Origin of the sequence: Ornithinicoccus halotolerans (genome assembly GCF_009602535.1) — a bacterium.
In the GTDB taxonomy this organism is placed as follows: Bacteria; Actinomycetota; Actinomycetes; order Actinomycetales; family Dermatophilaceae; genus Ornithinicoccus; species Ornithinicoccus halotolerans.
The window spans coordinates 26,684-41,963 of record NZ_WIQI01000016.1 but is presented as its reverse complement, the minus strand read 5'-3'; the positions used below and the strand labels follow the sequence as shown (position 1 = coordinate 41,963).

The following is a 15,280-nucleotide window of genomic DNA, read 5'->3' as shown; positions in this document are numbered from 1 at the left end:
TCACCGAGCGGCGTCCAGCACGACCCGTGCCGCCCGGCGGCCCGCCGCCGCCAGCGACCGGTGGCGCCGGACCCACTCCGCCCGCCGCTGCCGTTCCCCCTCCGACGGCTCGGCCCGGAGCGCGCGGACCATGGCCGCCGCGACCGCCTCGACGGAGTGCTCGACGGCCTCGCCGAGGTCGTGCTCGCGGATGTCCTGCGCGGCCGGTCCCGGTCCCGCATACACGACCGGGGTGCCGCAGCTGAGCGCGGCCAGCACCTTGGTGGGGTAGGCGAAGTCGTAGCCGGCGCCGGGGCGGACGCTGACCAGGGCGGCCCGGGCCGCGCGCTGCCAGCGAGCGGCCACCCGCGCCGGCGCGAGCGGGCGCAGCTCAACCGCTCCCGGCGGGAGCTGCTCACCGAGGCGTTGCAGCGCCGGCCAGGAGCTGCCCTGCCCCAGGTAGACCAGCCGGGCGTCCGGCACCTGCTCCAGGACCCGGGCCATCGCCTGGGCGAAGACCTCCGCGCCCTGCCACTCCGAGGCGGTGCCCGCGTAGACCAGGAACGGGCCCGGCGGGAGGTCCGCGGCCCCGGCCTGCTCGCCCTCGGCCGGGCGGGCCGGCTCCGGGGTGAACGTCTGCGTGTCCACGCCGTTGGGGACCACGCAGACCCCAGGAGTATGCCTGTTCTCGCCGATGAGGTCAGCCACCCGGTCGGCCACGCCCGGTGACACGGCGACCACGCTGGCCGCCCCGCGCAGGGCGTAGCGCTCCAGCCCCCGCAGGATCGCCACGACCGGTGCCGGCGCCTCCGCCATGGCGGCGGTCGCGTCGGACCACACGTCGGCGGCGTAGTACACGTAGCGCACCCGCCGCCCTGCCAGCGCCCGCAGCGCGAGCACGGTCCGCAGCACGGCACCGGTGGTGGGCGGGGGCTCCACGACCGCCACGTCGGGGCGCCGGGCGACCAGCAGCCGCAGCGGCAGCGGTACGTCGAAGCTGAGGTAGGGCAGGTAGCCGCGCACGTAGCCGCTGGCGTCCCGCAGCACCGGCCAGCGCCGCACCCGCGCGCCCCGGTCCGCCTCTCGCTCCTGCGGGGTGCCGCGCAGGGCCGGCGGTGCCTGCGCGGTGAGCACCTCCACCTCGGCGCCCGCCTCGGCCAGCGCGTCGACCAGCGCCCGCAGCCGGAACGCCGCGGCGGCACTCTCGGGCGCGAACACCCGCGAGACGAGCAGGACCCGCGTCACAGGGCGAGGGTGCGCCCGTGCGCGGCGGACTCCAGGAGGGCCTCGACGACGGTGAGGGCGTGCACGCCCTCGGCCATGGACACTGCCTCCGAGGGCCGGCCCCAGAGCCGGTCGCGGAAGTTCTCCTGCTCCACCCGCAGCGGCTCGCGCTTGGCGATGGCGTACCGGATGGAGTCGCCCTCGGAGACACCACGGAACACCGCCACCCCGGTCCAGTCGCTGGCCACGTCACCGTTGGCGATGAAGGTCAGGTCACCGGAGAGGGTGTCGGCGATGAAGGCACCCTTCTCCCCCGTCGCCACCGTCTGGCGGCGCTTCATCGGTGACAGCCAGTTCACCACGTGGTTGACGATGATCCCGCGCTCCAGCCGCCCGACCGCGACCACCATGTCCTCGTGCTCACGGCCCGAGCGGTGGGTGACCTGCGCCGACACCTGCGCGTACGGCGACTGCGCGATCCAGGAGGCCAGGTCCACATCGTGGGTGGCCAGGTCCTTGACCACGCCCACGTCGGCGATCCGCGCCGGGTAGGGGCCCTGCCGCTCGGTGGTGATCTGGTACACCTCCCCCAGCTCCCCGGCCTCGATCCGGCGCCGCATCTCCAGCAGCGCCGGGTTGCACCGCTCCACATACCCCACGCACCCCACCAGCCCGGCGTCCCCGAACGCCGCCGCCACCCGCCGCCCGGACTCGGCCGTGGCCGCGATCGGCTTCTCCACCATCGCGTGCACCCCCGCCTCGGCCAACGCCAGCGCCACCTCCTCGTGCAGGTAGGTCGGCACCGCCACCATCGCCGCGTCGATGCCCGCCGCGATCAGCGCCTGCACATCCGGCAGCACCTCCAGCCCCTCGGCCACGCCGTGCCGGTCCCCGTACTGGTCGGCCACCGCCACCAGCTCCATCCCCTCCACCTCACGGATCACCCGCGCGTGGTGACGCCCCATCGACCCCAGCCCGATCAGACCCATCCGCACCGGCCGGCCCTCCGGCAGCACCTGCCCCGCCCGCGCCCGCACCGGACCCCGCTGCTCCTGCTGGCCGGCCATCACGCGCCCGCCCCCATCACCGCGGCCACCCCGGCCGCCACCCGCTCCAGGTCCGCCTCGCTCAGCGAGGGGTGCACCGGCAGCGAGACCACCTCCGCGGCCGCCCGCGCCGTCACCGGCAGCTCCCCCGCCGGGGCGAACCGTGCCAGCGACACCAGCTCGTGGCACGGCGTCGGGTAGTACACCCCGCAGCCGACCTTGTGCTCCTCCCGCAGCGCGGCCACCAGCCGGTCCCGCTCGGCCGCGCTCGCCCCCGAGACCCGCACCGTGTACTGGTGGTATACGTGCTCGCACCCCGCCCGCACCGGCGGGGTCACCACGCCGGCCACCCCGGCCAGGTGCTCGTCCAGCCAGGCCGCGTTGGCCTGCCGCTGCGCCGTCCAGCCCGCCAGCTTGGCCAGCTGCACCCGCCCGATCGCGGCGTGGATGTCGGTCATCCGGTTGTTCAGCCCGACCACCTCGTTGGCGTACTGGGCCTCCATCCCCTGGTTGCGCAGCAACCGCACGCCCCGCGCCAGCTCGCCGTCGGCGCAGGCCACCATCCCGCCCTCACCGGAGGTCATGTTCTTCGTCGGGTACAGGCTGAACATCGCGAACGACCCGAACGAGCCCACCGGCCGGTCCCCGTAGCTGGCCCCGTGCGCCTGCGCGGCGTCCTCGAACAGCTGCAGCCCGTGCTCCTCGGCCAGCCGCGCCAGCCCCGTCATCTCCGCCGGGTGGCCGTACAGGTGCACCGGCATCACCGCCGCCGTGGCATCACCGACCACCTGCGCCACCGACGCCGGATCCAGGCAGAAGGTGTCCTCCTCGATGTCGGCGAACACCGGCCGCGCCCCCGTCAGCGCCACCGCGTTCGCGGTCGCCGCGAACGTGAACGAGGGCACCACCACCTCGTCCCCCGGGCCGATCCCGGCCGCGATCAGCCCCAGGTGCAGCCCCGAGGTCCCCGAGTTCACGGCCACGCACTCCCGGCCCGCCACTAGCGCCGCCGAGAACTCCTCCTCGAACGCCGCCACCTGCGGTCCCTGCGCCACCATCCCCGAGGCCAGCACCGCGTCCACCGCGGCCCGCTCCTCCTCGCCGATCACCGGCTTGGCCGCCGGGATCATCGCCCGCTCCGTCATGCCTGCGCCCTCCTGAGGGTCTCGCCGTGCTGCTCGTAGCTGTCACCGGTGTGCGGGCACCGCCAGGTGCCGTCGCCCTGCTGCTCCAGCGGGTGGCCGGCGTGGCCGACCCAGCCGACCTGGCGGGCGGGCACCCCGACGACGAGGGCGTGCTCGGGGACGTCCTTGGCGACGACGGCGCCGGCGGCGACCATCGCCCAGGCGCCGACCGAGACCGGCGCGACGCAGACGGCACGGGCCCCGATGGAGGCGCCCTCACCGATGGTCACGCCGACGGCCTCCCAGTCCTCACCGCTCTTGCGGGAGCCGTCGGGGTTGATGGCGCGCGGGAAGGTGTCGTTGGTGAGCACCGCGGCCGGCCCGATGAACACGCCCCGGTCCAGCCTGGCCGGCTCGTAGACCAGCGCGTAGTTCTGGACCTTGCAGTGGTCGCCGAGCTCGACGCCGGTGCCGATGTAGGCACCGCGCCCCACGATGCAGCCGCGGCCCAGCACGGCCCCCTCCCGGACCTGCGCCAGGTGCCACACCATGCTGTCCTCGCCGATCGTGGCCTCCGCGGAGACATCGGCGCTGTCGACGATGCGGGTGGCCATCGCTCCTCCGTTCCTGTGCCGGCGGCTGCCGGGGTGCCGCTGCTGCCACAATGCCGCCATGACCCTATCGCCACCAGTCGAGGACGCCTGGCTGGTGATCCCGCTGTTCAACGAGGGTCCGGTGATCGCCGAGGTGCTCGCCACCGCGCGGGAGCGGTTCCCGCACGTGGTGTGCGTCGACGACGCCTCCCAGGACGACTCGGCGCGGCTGGCCCGCGAGGCCGGCGCGGTGGTGGTGCAGCACCCGTTCAACCTCGGCCAGGGGGCGGCGCTGCAGACCGGGATCCGGTACGTGCTGGAGGCCACGGACGCCCCGTTCGTGGTGACCTTCGACGCCGACGGGCAGCACCGGGTCGAGGACGCCGAGGACATGGTGCGGCGGGCCCGGGAGGAGGACCTGGCGATCGTCTTCGGCTCGCGCTTCCTCGACGACCGCACCGACCCGGGGACGCTGCGTCGGCTGGTGCTGCGGGGGGCGGTCTGGCTGACCAACCAGCAGACCGGGCTGCGGCTCTCCGACGCCCACAACGGGCTGCGGGTGCTGCGGCGCGACGCGGCCAGCCGGCTGGACCTCAAGCAGGACCGGATGGCCCACGCCACCGAGATCGTGCTGCAGCTGGGCCGCACCGGGCTGCCGTGGGCCGAGCACCCGGTGCACGTGCTCTACACCGACTACTCCCGCGGCAAGGGCCAGTCCCTCATCAACTCGGTCAACATCCTCATCGACACCCTCTGGAAGTGAGGACCCGCCGTGCTCGACCAGCCCGTCATCAAGGTCCTGCTGCTGGCCGGGATCATCCTGGTCACCATCATGCTCACCCGGTCCACGGCCGGGGTGCGGCACCAGGCGATCCGGCGGCTGCTGCTGATCGGCTTCGTGCTGCTCGCGGTCGCGGCCGTGCTCTTCCCACGGCTGCTCACCCAGACGGCGCAGCTGGTCGGCGTCGGGCGCGGAGCCGACCTGCTGCTGTACGCGCTGACCATCGCCTTCTTCGGCTACGTGGCCTCCTCCTACCGCCGGATGCGGACCATGGAGCAGCACGTCACCACGCTGGCCCGGGAGCTCGCGGTCCGGGAGGCGCTGCACCGGCACGACGAGCACGGACGGGACCCCGGCGACGGGCCCACGGCTCCGCGCTGAGCCGGGCGTCGCCGGCGGCTACTGCTGCTGGCGCAGGTGCGGGGCGACCCGCTGGTGGGTCCGCGGGTCCGCGGCGACCAGCAGGTCCCCCGGGCGGCTGCCGGGACGGTAGGCCGGGCCGGCCAGCGGCGCGGAGTAGCCGCCGGCCTCGGTGACCAGCAGTGACCCCGGGGCGTGGTCCCAGGGCCGCACGCTGCCGTAGAGCACGAAGTCGGCCCGCTCCTCCACCAGCCGCGGGTAGTCCACCCCGCAGCAGACCCAGCTCAGCCCCAGCGGCCGCAGCGGCCCGTAGCGGTGGCCCACCCGGGAGCGGGTCGCGGTGACCCCGCGCAGCCGGTCGACGTCCTCCGCGGCCGGGGCGCGCCGCAACCGCTCACCGTTGCGGTAGGCGCCGGCGCCCTGCTCGGCGACGTAGCCGAGCTGGTGCTGCGGCTGCCAGATCCAGCCGCGCACGGTGACCCCCAGCCGCACCTCGGCGACCATCACCGCGTGGTCGGGCGAGCCGCGGACGAAGTTCTTGGTGCCGTCGACCGGGTCGACGGTGAAGGCGTGCTCGGCCTGCGCGAACCGGTCGATGAGCCCCGGGTCGCGCTCGAACTCCTCCTCGCCCAGCACGACCGCCCCGGGGTAGGCGCGGGACAGTTCTCGGGTCAGCCACTCCTCGGCCTCGTGGTCGGCGACCGTCACCAGGTCCCCGGGCTTCTTCTCGGTCACGTCCGCCTCGTCGAGCGAGCGGAACCGCGGGTTGATGACCCCGGCCGCGACCTCCTGCATCAGCTCGAGCACGGCCTGGGTATCCACGGCTCCAACCTACCCAGCGCATAGAGTGCCTGCGGAGGCAGTCGGACGGTGAAGAGGTGGATCGAGGATGACGGGCACGTCCCCGGACCGGGAGTTCGGGTTCCGCACCCGGGCGCTGCACGCCGGCGGCGCGCCGGACGCGACGACCGGCGCCCGTGCGGTGCCCGTCTACCAGAGCACCAGCTTCGTCTTCGAGGACACCCAGGACGCGGCGAGCCTGTTCGCGCTGCAGAAGTTCGGCAACATCTACTCCCGCATCGGCAACCCCACCGTCGCCGCCCTGGAGGAGCGGATGGCCTCCCTGGAGGGCGGCATCGGTGCCGTGGCCACCGCCTCGGGCATGGCCGCCGAGTTCGTCACCTTCGCCGCGCTCTGCGGCTCCGGTGACCACGTCGTCGCGGCGGCCTCCCTCTACGGCGGGACGGTCACCCAGCTGGACGTGACGCTGCGTCGGTTCGGCGTGGAGACGACCTTCGTCTCCGGCACCGACCCGGCCGACTACGCCGCGGCGATCACCCCCCGCACCCGGGCCGTCTACACCGAGATGATCGGCAACCCCTCCGGTGAGATCGCCGACCTGGCGGGGCTGGCCGAGGTCGCCCACGCCCACGGCGTGCCGCTCATCGTCGACGCGACCCTGGCCACGCCCTACCTGGTGCGCCCGATCGAGCACGGCGCCGACATCGTGCTGCACTCGCTCACCAAGTTCCTCGGCGGCCACGGCACCACCCTCGGTGGGGTGGTGGTGGAGTCCGGCCGGTTCCCCTGGGACAACGGCAACTTCCCGAGCATGACCGAGCCGGTCGGCTCCTACGGGGGCATCTCCTGGTGGGCGAACTTCGCCGAGTACGGCTTCCTCATGAAGCTGCGGTCGGAGCAGCTGCGGGACATCGGCCCCGCGCTGTCGGCCACCTCGGCCTTCCAGCTGCTGCAGGGCATCGAGACGCTGCCGCAGCGGATGGACGCCCATGTCGCCGCCGCGCGCGAGGTGGCGCAGTGGCTGGCGGCCGACCCACGGGTGCGGTACGTCACCTGGGCGGGGCTGCCCTCCCACCCGCACCATGAGCGGGCCGCGCAGTACCTGCCTGCCGGGCCCGGTGCGGTGTTCGCGTTCGGGGTCGCGGAGACCGCCGAGCGTGGCGCCCGCGAGGTCGGCGAGCGGTTCATCGGCGCCGTCCGGCTGGCCAGCCACCTGGCCAACGTCGGTGACAGCCGCACCCTCGTCATCCACCCCGCCTCGACCACCCACCAGCAGCTGACGGCCGCGCAGCTGCAGGCCGCCGGGGTGGCGCCCGACCTGGTCCGGATCTCGGTCGGGCTGGAGGACGTCGACGACATCCTGTGGGACCTCGACCAGGCCCTCACCGCGGCAACGGGCACCGAACGAACCGGGAGCTGAGCACGATGAGCGAGCGCACCACGCCCGCGGGGCGCACCTGGCAGGGGCCCTCGCCGCAGCAGCGGCTGGCCATCCTGCGCCGGGCGAGGTCGGTCGCCCTCGTCGGCGCCTCCGACAACCCGGCGCGGGCCAGCTACTTCGTGGCGACCTACCTGCTCTCCAGCAGCAGCTACACGGTGTACCTGGTCAACCCGCGCATCGATGAGGTGCTGGGGCAGCCGGTGTACGACCGGCTGGCCGACCTGCCGGAGACCCCGGACGTCGTGGTCGCGTTCCGCCGGCACGAGGACCTCCCGAGCGTGCTCGACGACGCGGTCGCCGTCGGCGCCGGGACGCTGTGGCTGCAGCTCGGCTTGTGGCACGAGGGGGTCGCACGGGACGCCGAGGCCGCCGGGCTGTCCCTGGTCATGGACCGCTGCATCAAGATCGAGCACGCCCGGTTCGCCGGCGGGCTGCACCTGGCCGGTTTCGACACCGGCGTCATCGACTCCCACCGCGCCCGCCGCTCCGAGGCGCTCTGAGGAGCAGGGGGCGACGGCGCGCGCTAGGTCGTGCGCCTGGCGAACAACGTCGCGTCGTGGACGTCGACCGTCACGCCGTCACGGGTCACCGTCCGAGGCCGCTGCTCGACCACCAGTGGCTCGAAGCCGTCAGGGAGGCCAGGCAGCAGGTCGGCTGCGTGGAACATCGCTGCCCGGTGGCTGGCCGACAGCTGGGTGAACACCTCGGCGGGGGCGTGGCCCACCACCAGCAGGTGCCCGCCGGGGGCGACGGCCTCGCAGAGCCGGGACGTCACCTCGACCATCCCGCCGTCCGGTGGATGCAGGTAGTGGCTGGTCACCAGGTCGTAGGACCGGCCTTCGGCCGCGAAGCTGCGGGCGTCCACCTGCCACCAGTGGGTGCGGTCGGCCACGCCGGCCTCCTGGGCATGCCTGGCGGCGCGGAACAGACCGTTGGCGGAGAAGTCGGCGCCGGTGACCCGCCAGCCCTGCCGGGCCAGCCAGACCACGTCCCCTCCCTCACCGCAGCCGACGTCGAGCGCGGTGCCTGGTGTCAGCCGGGACGTCTCGGCGACCAGCTGCGGGTTGGGCCGCCCACTCCACATCGTCTCCTCGCTGTCGTACCGCTCCTCCCAGCTCGCCGCCTCGAACATGGCAGCGGCGTCCGCGTCGCTGTGCTGGTGCCCGTGTCCACCCATCAGGCCACTCCTCGTCGCTGCGCCGCGACGCGGGCCGGGCCCACGTCGTGCCGCTCGTGCAGATCCATGACCGCAGCATGAAAACGCGACCACGGCCTGACAAACTATGTTGCTGACCTGGCAACGGCAGGGGGGCTGTGACCGCTGGGAGCGGTCAGCTCGGCCGCTGGCTGCCTCGGTGACGCTGCCGCACGACAGCCCGGAGGTCACCGACGGTCCCCAGGTGGCCGAGCTTGTCCGGGTTGGTCACCGAGCGGATGGTCTGGATCTGCCCGTCGAGGATCTCCAGGGTCCAGGTGCCGATCACGTTCCCTTCGGGGTCGCGCAGGACCGCACCCGGGTGGCCGTTGATCTCCCGCGGCTCCAGCCTCGCCCCGATGGCCAGCAGCGGTGGCACCGCGGCGACCAGGATGCGGGCTGCCTTGGCGGCACCGAACCAGCCGCCTTGTCCGCCCGCCTTGCCGCCACTGTCGTTGACCGTCTCCACGTCGGCCGCGAGGAGTCCCTGCAGCCGCTCGACGTCGCCATCACGGAGCGCATCGAAGAACCGGTCCGCGAGCTCCATCCGCTTGCGCCGGTCGGCCTCGAAGCGTGGCCGCCCCTCCTGCATGTGGCGACGGGCGCGGGAGGCCAGCTGGCGGCAGGCGGCCTCGGACCGGCCCACCGCCGCGGCGACGTCGTCGAACCCGAACGTGAACACCTCGCGGAGCACGAACACCGCACGCTCCAGCGGGCTGAGCCGTTCCAGCAGGAGCAGCGCCGCCATCGACGCCGAGTCGGCCAGCTCGGCGGCATGCTCGGGATCCTGGTAGGGGTGGGCGACCAGCGGGTCGGTCAGCAGCGGTTCGGGCAACCACGCCCCGGTGTAGGTCTCCCGCCGCGCTCGGGCCGAGCGCAGCACGTCGATCGAGATGCGGGTGACCACCGTGGAGAGGTAGGACTTGAGCGACTCCGGCTCGGTGCGGGCGCTCGCGTAGCGCAGCCAGGCTTCCTGCACCGCGTCCTCGGCTTCGCTGACACTGCCCAGGATCCGGTAGGCGATCGAGAACAGCAGTGGTCGTAGCTCCTCGAACTCCTGGGTCCCCGTCATCGCGTCTCCCCTCGTCACGGTGGACTCTGCTGTGGCACGTCCGTGGGACGACACAGCGGTCCGGGCTGTGACATCGCCACCGCTCTGGGCCCGCCATGTCACGTCCGCTCCCCCCACCTCGTCACCGGGTCGGACAGCACCGAACGGGTGCCGGAGAAAAGAGCGCAGATGAACATCGCACTGTGGATCGTGGCCAGCCTGCTTGCCGTCGGCTGCCTGGGCGGCGGCCTGACGATGCTGGCCCTGTCCAAGCCCCGGTTCCGCGCAGTCGGTGCCGGCCAGCGCTACGTCGACGAGTTTAGCCCTGGCTTCATCAAGAGGATCGGCGCCGTCACGGTGCTGGCAGCGGCGGGACTGACGCTGCCCGCCATGCTGGACATCGCCCCGGTGCTGGTGCCGATGGCCGCCCTCGGCATCGTGCTGCTGATGACCGGCGCGACGACCGTGCGCATCGTGCGCATCGTGCGCATCGTGCGCCGAGAGTGGCGTTTCGCCGTGGTGGCTGGTCTTCTTCGCCATGGCCGGGTTCGTGGCTTGGGGACGGTTCGCGGCGGAGTCGTTCGGCGGCTAGGGACGACGGGACCCGGGCTCCTCGGCAGCCATCGGTGTTCTCCGAGGTGTCGGCCTGCGGGCCAGGTGGCAGACTGGCGTCACACCAACGAAAGGTTCCCACCATGTCCACGGCGTTGGTCCGCCCTCGTAGCGGCAAGGTCATCGCAGGCGTCTGCGCGGCGCTCGCGGCGCGCTTCGGTCTGCCGAAGATCCTGGTCCGGCTCGGTTTCATCCTCTTCGGGCTGTTCGGAGTCGGCGAGCTCGTCTACATCGTGCTGTGGATCATGATCCCCAAGGCGACCTGACCGCTCCTCGACCCATCGGCGCGTCAGCGCCGGGTGGCCTTCTTCGCGATCGCGACCGGCGGCGCGTCGTCAGCGCGCCGTGCGGCGACGGGGCCTAGCCACCTATATCCGTAAGTGGTAACTTACGGTTCGTGTCCACTTACGCGCTGGATCCCTGGACCGCTCTCGGCGACCCGAGCCGGCGCCAAATCTTCGAGCGCATCGCCGAGCGCCCACGATCAGTCACCGAGCTCGCCGAGCTGCTCCCGATCAGCCGGCCGGCCGTCTCCCAGCACCTTCGTGCCCTCCGGGAGGCCAACCTGGTCACGGTGCGGGCGGTGGGCACCCGCCGGATCCACCAGGTGAACCCTGACGGTCTGCGGACGCTGCGCAACGACCTCGACTCCTACTGGGGCGGGGCACTGGCAAACCTCAAGGAACTGGCAGAACAGGAGACCCAGCCATGACCGTCGCATCCACCGAGACATCGGTACGCCGGGAGATCGTGGTCGACGCGCCCCCCGAGCGCGCGTTCGCCGTGTTCACCGAGCAGTTCGACCTCATCAAGCCGCGCGAGCACAACCTGCTCGACGTACCGATCGTCGAGACGGTCTTCGAACCGCGCGTCGGAGGCGCCATCTACGACCGCGGCCAGGACGGGTCCGAGTGCCGCTGGGCCCGGGTGCTGGCGTTCGAGCCACCTGCACGGGTCGTGTTCAGCTGGGACATCAGTCCCCGGTGGCAGCTCGAGACAGACCCCGACCGAACCAGCGAGGTGGAGGTGCGGTTCATCGCCGACGGGGCGCACTCCACGCGGGTGGTCCTGGAGCACCGGCACCTGGACCGGCACGGTGCGGGCTGGGAGTCCGAGCGGGACGGGATCGCTGCGGACCAGGGCTGGCCGCTCTACCTGCAGCGGTACGCCGACCTGCTCGCCGAGTAGCCGCCGCTCCGGGCGCTGCGAATCCGAACGGAGCCACTGGTGATGCAGCCGCACGATCCCTGGCATGTGGTCCAACAGTTCAACGACTGCATCACCGCGGGGGACGCCGACGGGCTCGCGCAGCTCATGACCGCCGACCACGCCTTCATCGACAGCGCCGGGACGGCGTGGCGCGGCCGGCAGGCGTGTGCGCAGACCTGGTCCGGGTTCTTCGCCGCGTTCCCGGGCTACCGCAACGTGTTCACCATGGCCGAGACGCGCAGCGAGTCGGTGGTCGTGCGCGGGTACTCGGTGTGCAGCGCGGAGCCTGCGCTGGACGGGCCCGCCATCTGGACGGCCGTCGTCCGGGGCGGGAAGGTCGCGGAGTGGCATGTCCACGAGGACACCGCTGAGGTGCGGGCCCGGCTGGGCCTCAGCTAGCAGCACGGTCGCCGACGGGCAGCGCTGCCACCAGTCCGATGCCTGCGCCTCTAGCCGAGAATGACGAGCTGCTGGGTCGCCCGCGTCATCGCGACGTAGCGATCGACCGCTCCCCTCACGTCCTCGCCGAACGACTCCGGGTCGACGAGGACGACCAGGTCGAACTCGAGGCCCTTGGCCAGCTCGGGGGTCAGCGACCGGACGCGTGGGTGCCCGGGCACCCTGTCATCGGTGCTCTCGCCGGCGCCGATGACGCAGGCGGTCCCGTCGGGGTTGGTGCTGAGCCAGGTGTCGAGGATCGTGCGCAGCTGTGAGGTGGCCCGGTGCAGGACGGGGGCGCCGCTGCTGCGGACCGAGGTCGGCACGTTCGCGTCGGGGAGCACGGCCCGGATCACCGGCTCGGCTTCGGCCATCACCTCCCGTGGTGTCCGGTAGTTGATGCTCAGCGAAGCGAGCGCGAGGTGGTCCAGGCCGATCCGTGCCAGCCGTTCCTGCCACGACTCCGTGAACCCGTGCCGGGCCTGCGCGCGGTCCCCGACCACGGTGAAGCTGCGCGACGGGCAGCGCAGCAGCAGCATCTGCCACTCGGCGTCGGTCAGCTCCTGGGCCTCGTCCACGACGACGTGCGCGAACGGTCCGGCGAGCAGGTCGGCATCCGGGCCGGGCACCGCGGCCTCGTCGACCAGGGTGTCCTGCAGGTCCTGGCCGCGCAGCATCGACATCACCAGCAGGTCGGAGTCATCCGCCGCGACCAGGTCGTCAACGACCCGGTCCCGGTGCTCGCGCTCGGCCGCGGCGGCGGCCTGCTGCCGCCGCCGGCGCGCGGAGGCCTCCGGGTCACCGAGCCGCTGCCGTGCCGCGTCCAGCAGCGGCAGGTCGGACACCGTCCAGGCCTGGGCGTCCCGCCGCTGCAGCATGCGGACCTCGTCGGCCTTGAGCCACGGAGCGCACATCCGCAGGTAGGCGGGCACCGACCACAGGTCACCGACGAGGTCGGTGTAGTCCAGCAGCGGCCACGCCCGGTTGACGGCCGCGGCCAGCTCTGCGTTCCGCCGCAGTGACCGGCGGAGCGACTCCGGTGGGATGTCGTCGTCGCCGTGCCTGTCCACCAGGATCGCCAGCAGCTCCTCCCAGACCTGGTCGCGCGCCTCGTTGTGCGGTGTGCCCGGGTCCGGCGCCTGGAACGCCTCGGTCCACTCCTCGGCGCCGAGCCAGATGTCGGACCAGGGCGTCTCGACGACCATGCCCTCGGTCGGCGGCTCCTCGTAGAGCCTCACGGCCCGCTCGATCGCCGCCACCATGCCCGCAGCCGACTTCACGGCGGCGACGTCCGGGTCGGTCTCGACCCCGGCACCGGCCCCCTCGGGGACGAGGTCGCGCACGGTGCAGGTCTGCACCCCCTCCTCCCCGAGGCTGGGGAGCACGTCGGCGACGTAGGCCAGGTAGGGCCGGTGCGGGCCGACGAACAGCACCCCGCCCCGCCGGTGCCCGAGGCGGGGGTCGGAGTAGAGGAGGTAGGCCGCCCGGTGCAGCGCCACCACCGTCTTCCCCGTCCCGGGACCGCCGTCGACGACCAGGGTGCCCCGGGAGCCCGCGCGGATGATGGCGTCCTGGTCGGCCTGGATGGTGCCGAGCACGTCGCGCATCCGACCCGACCGGCGCTCCCCCAGGCTGGCGATGAACGCCGACTGCTCGTCGAGAGCGGCGTGCCCGCGCAGTCCCTCCGGGGTGAACACCTCGTCCCAGTAGTCGGTGACGCGCCCGCTGGTCCAGCGGTAGCGGCGGCGGCTCGCCAGCCCCATCGGGTTGGCGTGGGTCGCCCCGAAGAACGGCTCGGCCGCCGGCGAGCGCCAGTCCACGAGCAGCCGGTGGCCGGTGCCGTCGGTCAGTCCGAGCCGTCCGACGTAGACCGGCTCCCCGTCCTGCGCGCTGACCATGTGCCCGAGGCACAGGTCCAGGCCGAAGCGACGCAGCGCCCGCAGCCGGGCGGTCAGCCGGTGGATCTCCAGGTCCCGGTCCATCGCCTCCTGGCCGCTGCCGCCGGGGGCCCGGCGGGCAGCGTCCAGCCGCTGCGACAGGTCGGTGATCGACTGCTCGAGGCTGTCCGCCAGGGCGGCGAAGTGCTCCTCGTCCCTGGCGATCAGCGCCGGGTCCGCCTTGGCGGCGAGGTGGTCGGGCAGGTTGAACGCGGTGCTCGTCAGGGGGCTCACGTGGTCGGCTCCGTCCGCAGCGGGTGGCAGGGCAGGAGCGCGATTCTGCGGCACCACCGGGGCCTTGCCGCAAGACCCCCCGTGCGCTATACGTTAGACATGGCGAGGGGTTGCCCCTCGCCGTTCCCATGTCCTCCCCCGGGCGGCGTCCGGTAGCGTCACCGGCGTGCTGAGCAGCCTGCCGACCAGCCGGGTGGCTGACCCGGCCGACGCCCCGCCGCTGCGCTGGGGGGTGCTGGGTCCGGGCGGGATCGCCCGGGCCTTCGTCACCGCACTGCAGCGCCACAGCCGGCAGCAGGTCGTGGCCGTGGCCTCCCGCGACGCCGACCGGGCCGAGGCGTTCGCCCGGGACCTGGGCATCGAGCGGGCCCACGGCAGCTACCTCGCCCTGGTCGAGGACCCGGGCGTGGACATCGTCTACGTTGCCACCCCGCACTCGGCCCACCACGAGCACGCCCTGCTGGCCCTCCACGCGGGCACACCGGTCCTGGTGGAGAAGGCGTACACCCGCAACGAGGCCGAGGCGCGCGCGGTCACCGCCGCCGCTGAGGCGGCCGGGCTGCTGGTGATGGAGGCGATGTGGACCCGGTTCCTCCCGGGCACCGACGTGCTGCGGCAGCTGCTCGCGGACGGCGCGCTCGGTGAGGTGCACACCGTGCTGGCCGACCACGGGCAGTACTTCCACCCGCAGGCCTCGCACCGGCTGTTCGACCCCGAGCTGGCCGGCGGCGCGCTGCTGGACCTGGGTGTCTACCCGGTCTCGTTCGCCTCGTTCGCGCTGGGCGCGCCGCAGCGGGTGACCGCCACCGGCCGCAGGGCCTTCACCGGTGTCGACGGTCAGGTCAGCGCCGTGCTGTCCACCGAGACCGCCGACGCGGTCGTGACCAGCACCCTGTTCGCCCAGACCCCCACCACGGCCAGCGTCTCGGGCTCGCTCGCGCGGGCCGAGCTTGCGGGGCCGTTCTTCGCGCCGACCACGCTGACGGTCCGGACCCGCGACGGGGGCGTGCTCAGCACCGACGGCGGCCCGCTCCGCGGCGCCGACGGCCTGGTGTACGAGGCCGCCGAGGCCGCCCGGCTGCTCGCCCAGGGGGCGACCGAGTCGCCGCTGCTGCCGTGGGAGGAGACCCGGCAGGTGATGGCGACGATGGACGAGATCCGCCGGCAGGTGGGGGTCAGCTACCCCGGCGAGCAGGCCGCTACGGTCCGGGCGCCCAGCCGCTGACCAGCGCTCTCGCGGGGAGCACCCAGCCGC

The 15,280-nt window shown here is 73.3% G+C and carries 17 protein-coding genes and 1 pseudogene; 10 read left to right on the top strand and 8 right to left on the bottom strand.

The window, feature by feature from the left end; genetic code table 11:
* The 4 genes from GFJ45_RS05400 to GFJ45_RS05385 all read right to left on the bottom strand — a co-directional run bounded on the left by GFJ45_RS05400 (position 1) and on the right by GFJ45_RS05385 (position 3,987).
* Positions 1-1,224: a glycosyltransferase gene (locus GFJ45_RS05400; protein WP_153394957.1), complete on the bottom strand. Its 1,224-nt coding sequence runs from the start codon at positions 1,222-1,224 to the stop codon at positions 1-3.
* Entirely contained in the window at positions 1,221-2,192 is a 972-nt protein-coding gene (locus tag GFJ45_RS05395) for a Gfo/Idh/MocA family protein (protein ID WP_228386543.1), read from the bottom strand. The genes GFJ45_RS05400 and GFJ45_RS05395 overlap by 4 nt, the downstream gene beginning before the upstream one ends.
* Before the next feature lie 77 nt (positions 2,193-2,269).
* Positions 2,270-3,394, bottom strand: a complete 1,125-nt coding sequence (locus GFJ45_RS05390) for a DegT/DnrJ/EryC1/StrS family aminotransferase (RefSeq protein WP_153394952.1) — start codon at positions 3,392-3,394, stop codon at positions 2,270-2,272.
* Entirely contained in the window at positions 3,391-3,987 is a 597-nt protein-coding gene (locus tag GFJ45_RS05385) for an acyltransferase (RefSeq protein ID WP_153394949.1), read from the bottom strand. Before GFJ45_RS05385 ends, GFJ45_RS05390 begins: the two co-directional genes overlap by 4 nt.
* Positions 3,988-4,045: 58 nt before the next feature.
* Here GFJ45_RS05385 and GFJ45_RS05380 point away from each other — a divergent pair, with 58 nt between their 5' ends.
* A complete protein-coding gene (locus tag GFJ45_RS05380) occupies positions 4,046-4,729 on the top strand; it encodes a glycosyltransferase family 2 protein (RefSeq protein WP_153394947.1) in 684 nt (227 codons plus the stop codon).
* A gap of 9 nt (positions 4,730-4,738) precedes the next feature.
* Positions 4,739-5,128 (top strand): DUF2304 domain-containing protein, encoded by a 390-nt coding sequence (locus tag GFJ45_RS05375; RefSeq protein WP_228386539.1) that lies wholly within the window; start codon positions 4,739-4,741, stop codon positions 5,126-5,128.
* An 18-nt stretch (positions 5,129-5,146) separates the two neighbouring features.
* Here GFJ45_RS05375 and GFJ45_RS05370 read toward each other — a convergent pair whose 3' ends face one another.
* Positions 5,147-5,929 (bottom strand): inositol monophosphatase family protein, encoded by a 783-nt coding sequence (locus GFJ45_RS05370; RefSeq protein WP_153394945.1) that lies wholly within the window; start codon positions 5,927-5,929, stop codon positions 5,147-5,149.
* Positions 5,930-5,996: 67 nt separating this feature from the next.
* Here GFJ45_RS05370 and GFJ45_RS05365 point away from each other — a divergent pair, with 67 nt between their 5' ends.
* Together GFJ45_RS05365 and GFJ45_RS05360 are read left to right on the top strand one after the other, a co-directional pair.
* Complete coding sequence (locus GFJ45_RS05365; protein ID WP_153394943.1) at positions 5,997-7,328, top strand: O-acetylhomoserine aminocarboxypropyltransferase/cysteine synthase family protein; 1,332 nt, start codon at positions 5,997-5,999, stop codon at positions 7,326-7,328.
* A 5-nt stretch (positions 7,329-7,333) separates the two neighbouring features.
* The gene (locus GFJ45_RS05360) at positions 7,334-7,849 is read left to right on the top strand and encodes a CoA-binding protein (protein ID WP_153394940.1); all 516 of its coding nucleotides are present in this window, start codon (positions 7,334-7,336) and stop codon (positions 7,847-7,849) included.
* A 23-nt stretch (positions 7,850-7,872) separates the two neighbouring features.
* On the opposite strand, the gene GFJ45_RS05355 is transcribed toward GFJ45_RS05360, so the two are convergent.
* Positions 7,873-8,526 (bottom strand): class I SAM-dependent methyltransferase, encoded by a 654-nt coding sequence (locus GFJ45_RS05355; protein WP_153394938.1) that lies wholly within the window; start codon positions 8,524-8,526, stop codon positions 7,873-7,875.
* A 154-nt stretch (positions 8,527-8,680) separates the two neighbouring features.
* Entirely contained in the window at positions 8,681-9,616 is a 936-nt protein-coding gene (locus GFJ45_RS05350) for an RNA polymerase sigma-70 factor (RefSeq protein ID WP_153394936.1), read from the bottom strand.
* A 168-nt stretch (positions 9,617-9,784) separates the two neighbouring features.
* Here GFJ45_RS05350 and GFJ45_RS17045 point away from each other — a divergent pair.
* The 5 genes and pseudogenes from GFJ45_RS17045 to GFJ45_RS05325 form a co-directional block, all read left to right on the top strand.
* A pseudogene (locus GFJ45_RS17045) lies at positions 9,785-10,015 on the top strand (DoxX family protein); the annotation flags it as partial.
* Between the two features lie 275 nt (positions 10,016-10,290).
* Entirely contained in the window at positions 10,291-10,473 is a 183-nt protein-coding gene (locus GFJ45_RS05340; protein ID WP_153394934.1) for a PspC domain-containing protein, read from the top strand.
* Between the two features lie 131 nt (positions 10,474-10,604).
* Positions 10,605-10,919 carry an ArsR/SmtB family transcription factor gene (locus tag GFJ45_RS05335; protein WP_153394932.1) on the top strand — a complete coding sequence of 105 codons (315 nt, stop codon included), beginning with the start codon at positions 10,605-10,607 and terminating at the stop codon, positions 10,917-10,919.
* On the top strand, positions 10,916-11,395 hold the full coding sequence (locus GFJ45_RS05330) for an SRPBCC family protein (protein ID WP_153394930.1): 480 nt from the start codon (positions 10,916-10,918) through the stop codon (positions 11,393-11,395). The genes GFJ45_RS05335 and GFJ45_RS05330 overlap by 4 nt, the downstream gene beginning before the upstream one ends.
* Before the next feature lie 42 nt (positions 11,396-11,437).
* Positions 11,438-11,815 carry a nuclear transport factor 2 family protein gene (locus tag GFJ45_RS05325; protein ID WP_228386541.1) on the top strand — a complete coding sequence of 126 codons (378 nt, stop codon included), beginning with the start codon at positions 11,438-11,440 and terminating at the stop codon, positions 11,813-11,815.
* 50 nt (positions 11,816-11,865) lie between these two features.
* Here the strand turns inward: GFJ45_RS05325 and helR are convergent, their stop codons facing one another.
* Entirely contained in the window at positions 11,866-14,025 is a 2,160-nt protein-coding gene (gene helR, locus GFJ45_RS05320; protein ID WP_153394926.1) for an RNA polymerase recycling motor ATPase HelR, read from the bottom strand.
* A 166-nt stretch (positions 14,026-14,191) separates the two neighbouring features.
* Here helR and GFJ45_RS05315 point away from each other — a divergent pair, with 166 nt between their 5' ends.
* On the top strand, positions 14,192-15,250 hold the full coding sequence (locus GFJ45_RS05315; protein ID WP_194288525.1) for a Gfo/Idh/MocA family protein: 1,059 nt from the start codon (positions 14,192-14,194) through the stop codon (positions 15,248-15,250).
* Positions 15,251-15,280: the final 30 nt, after the last annotated feature.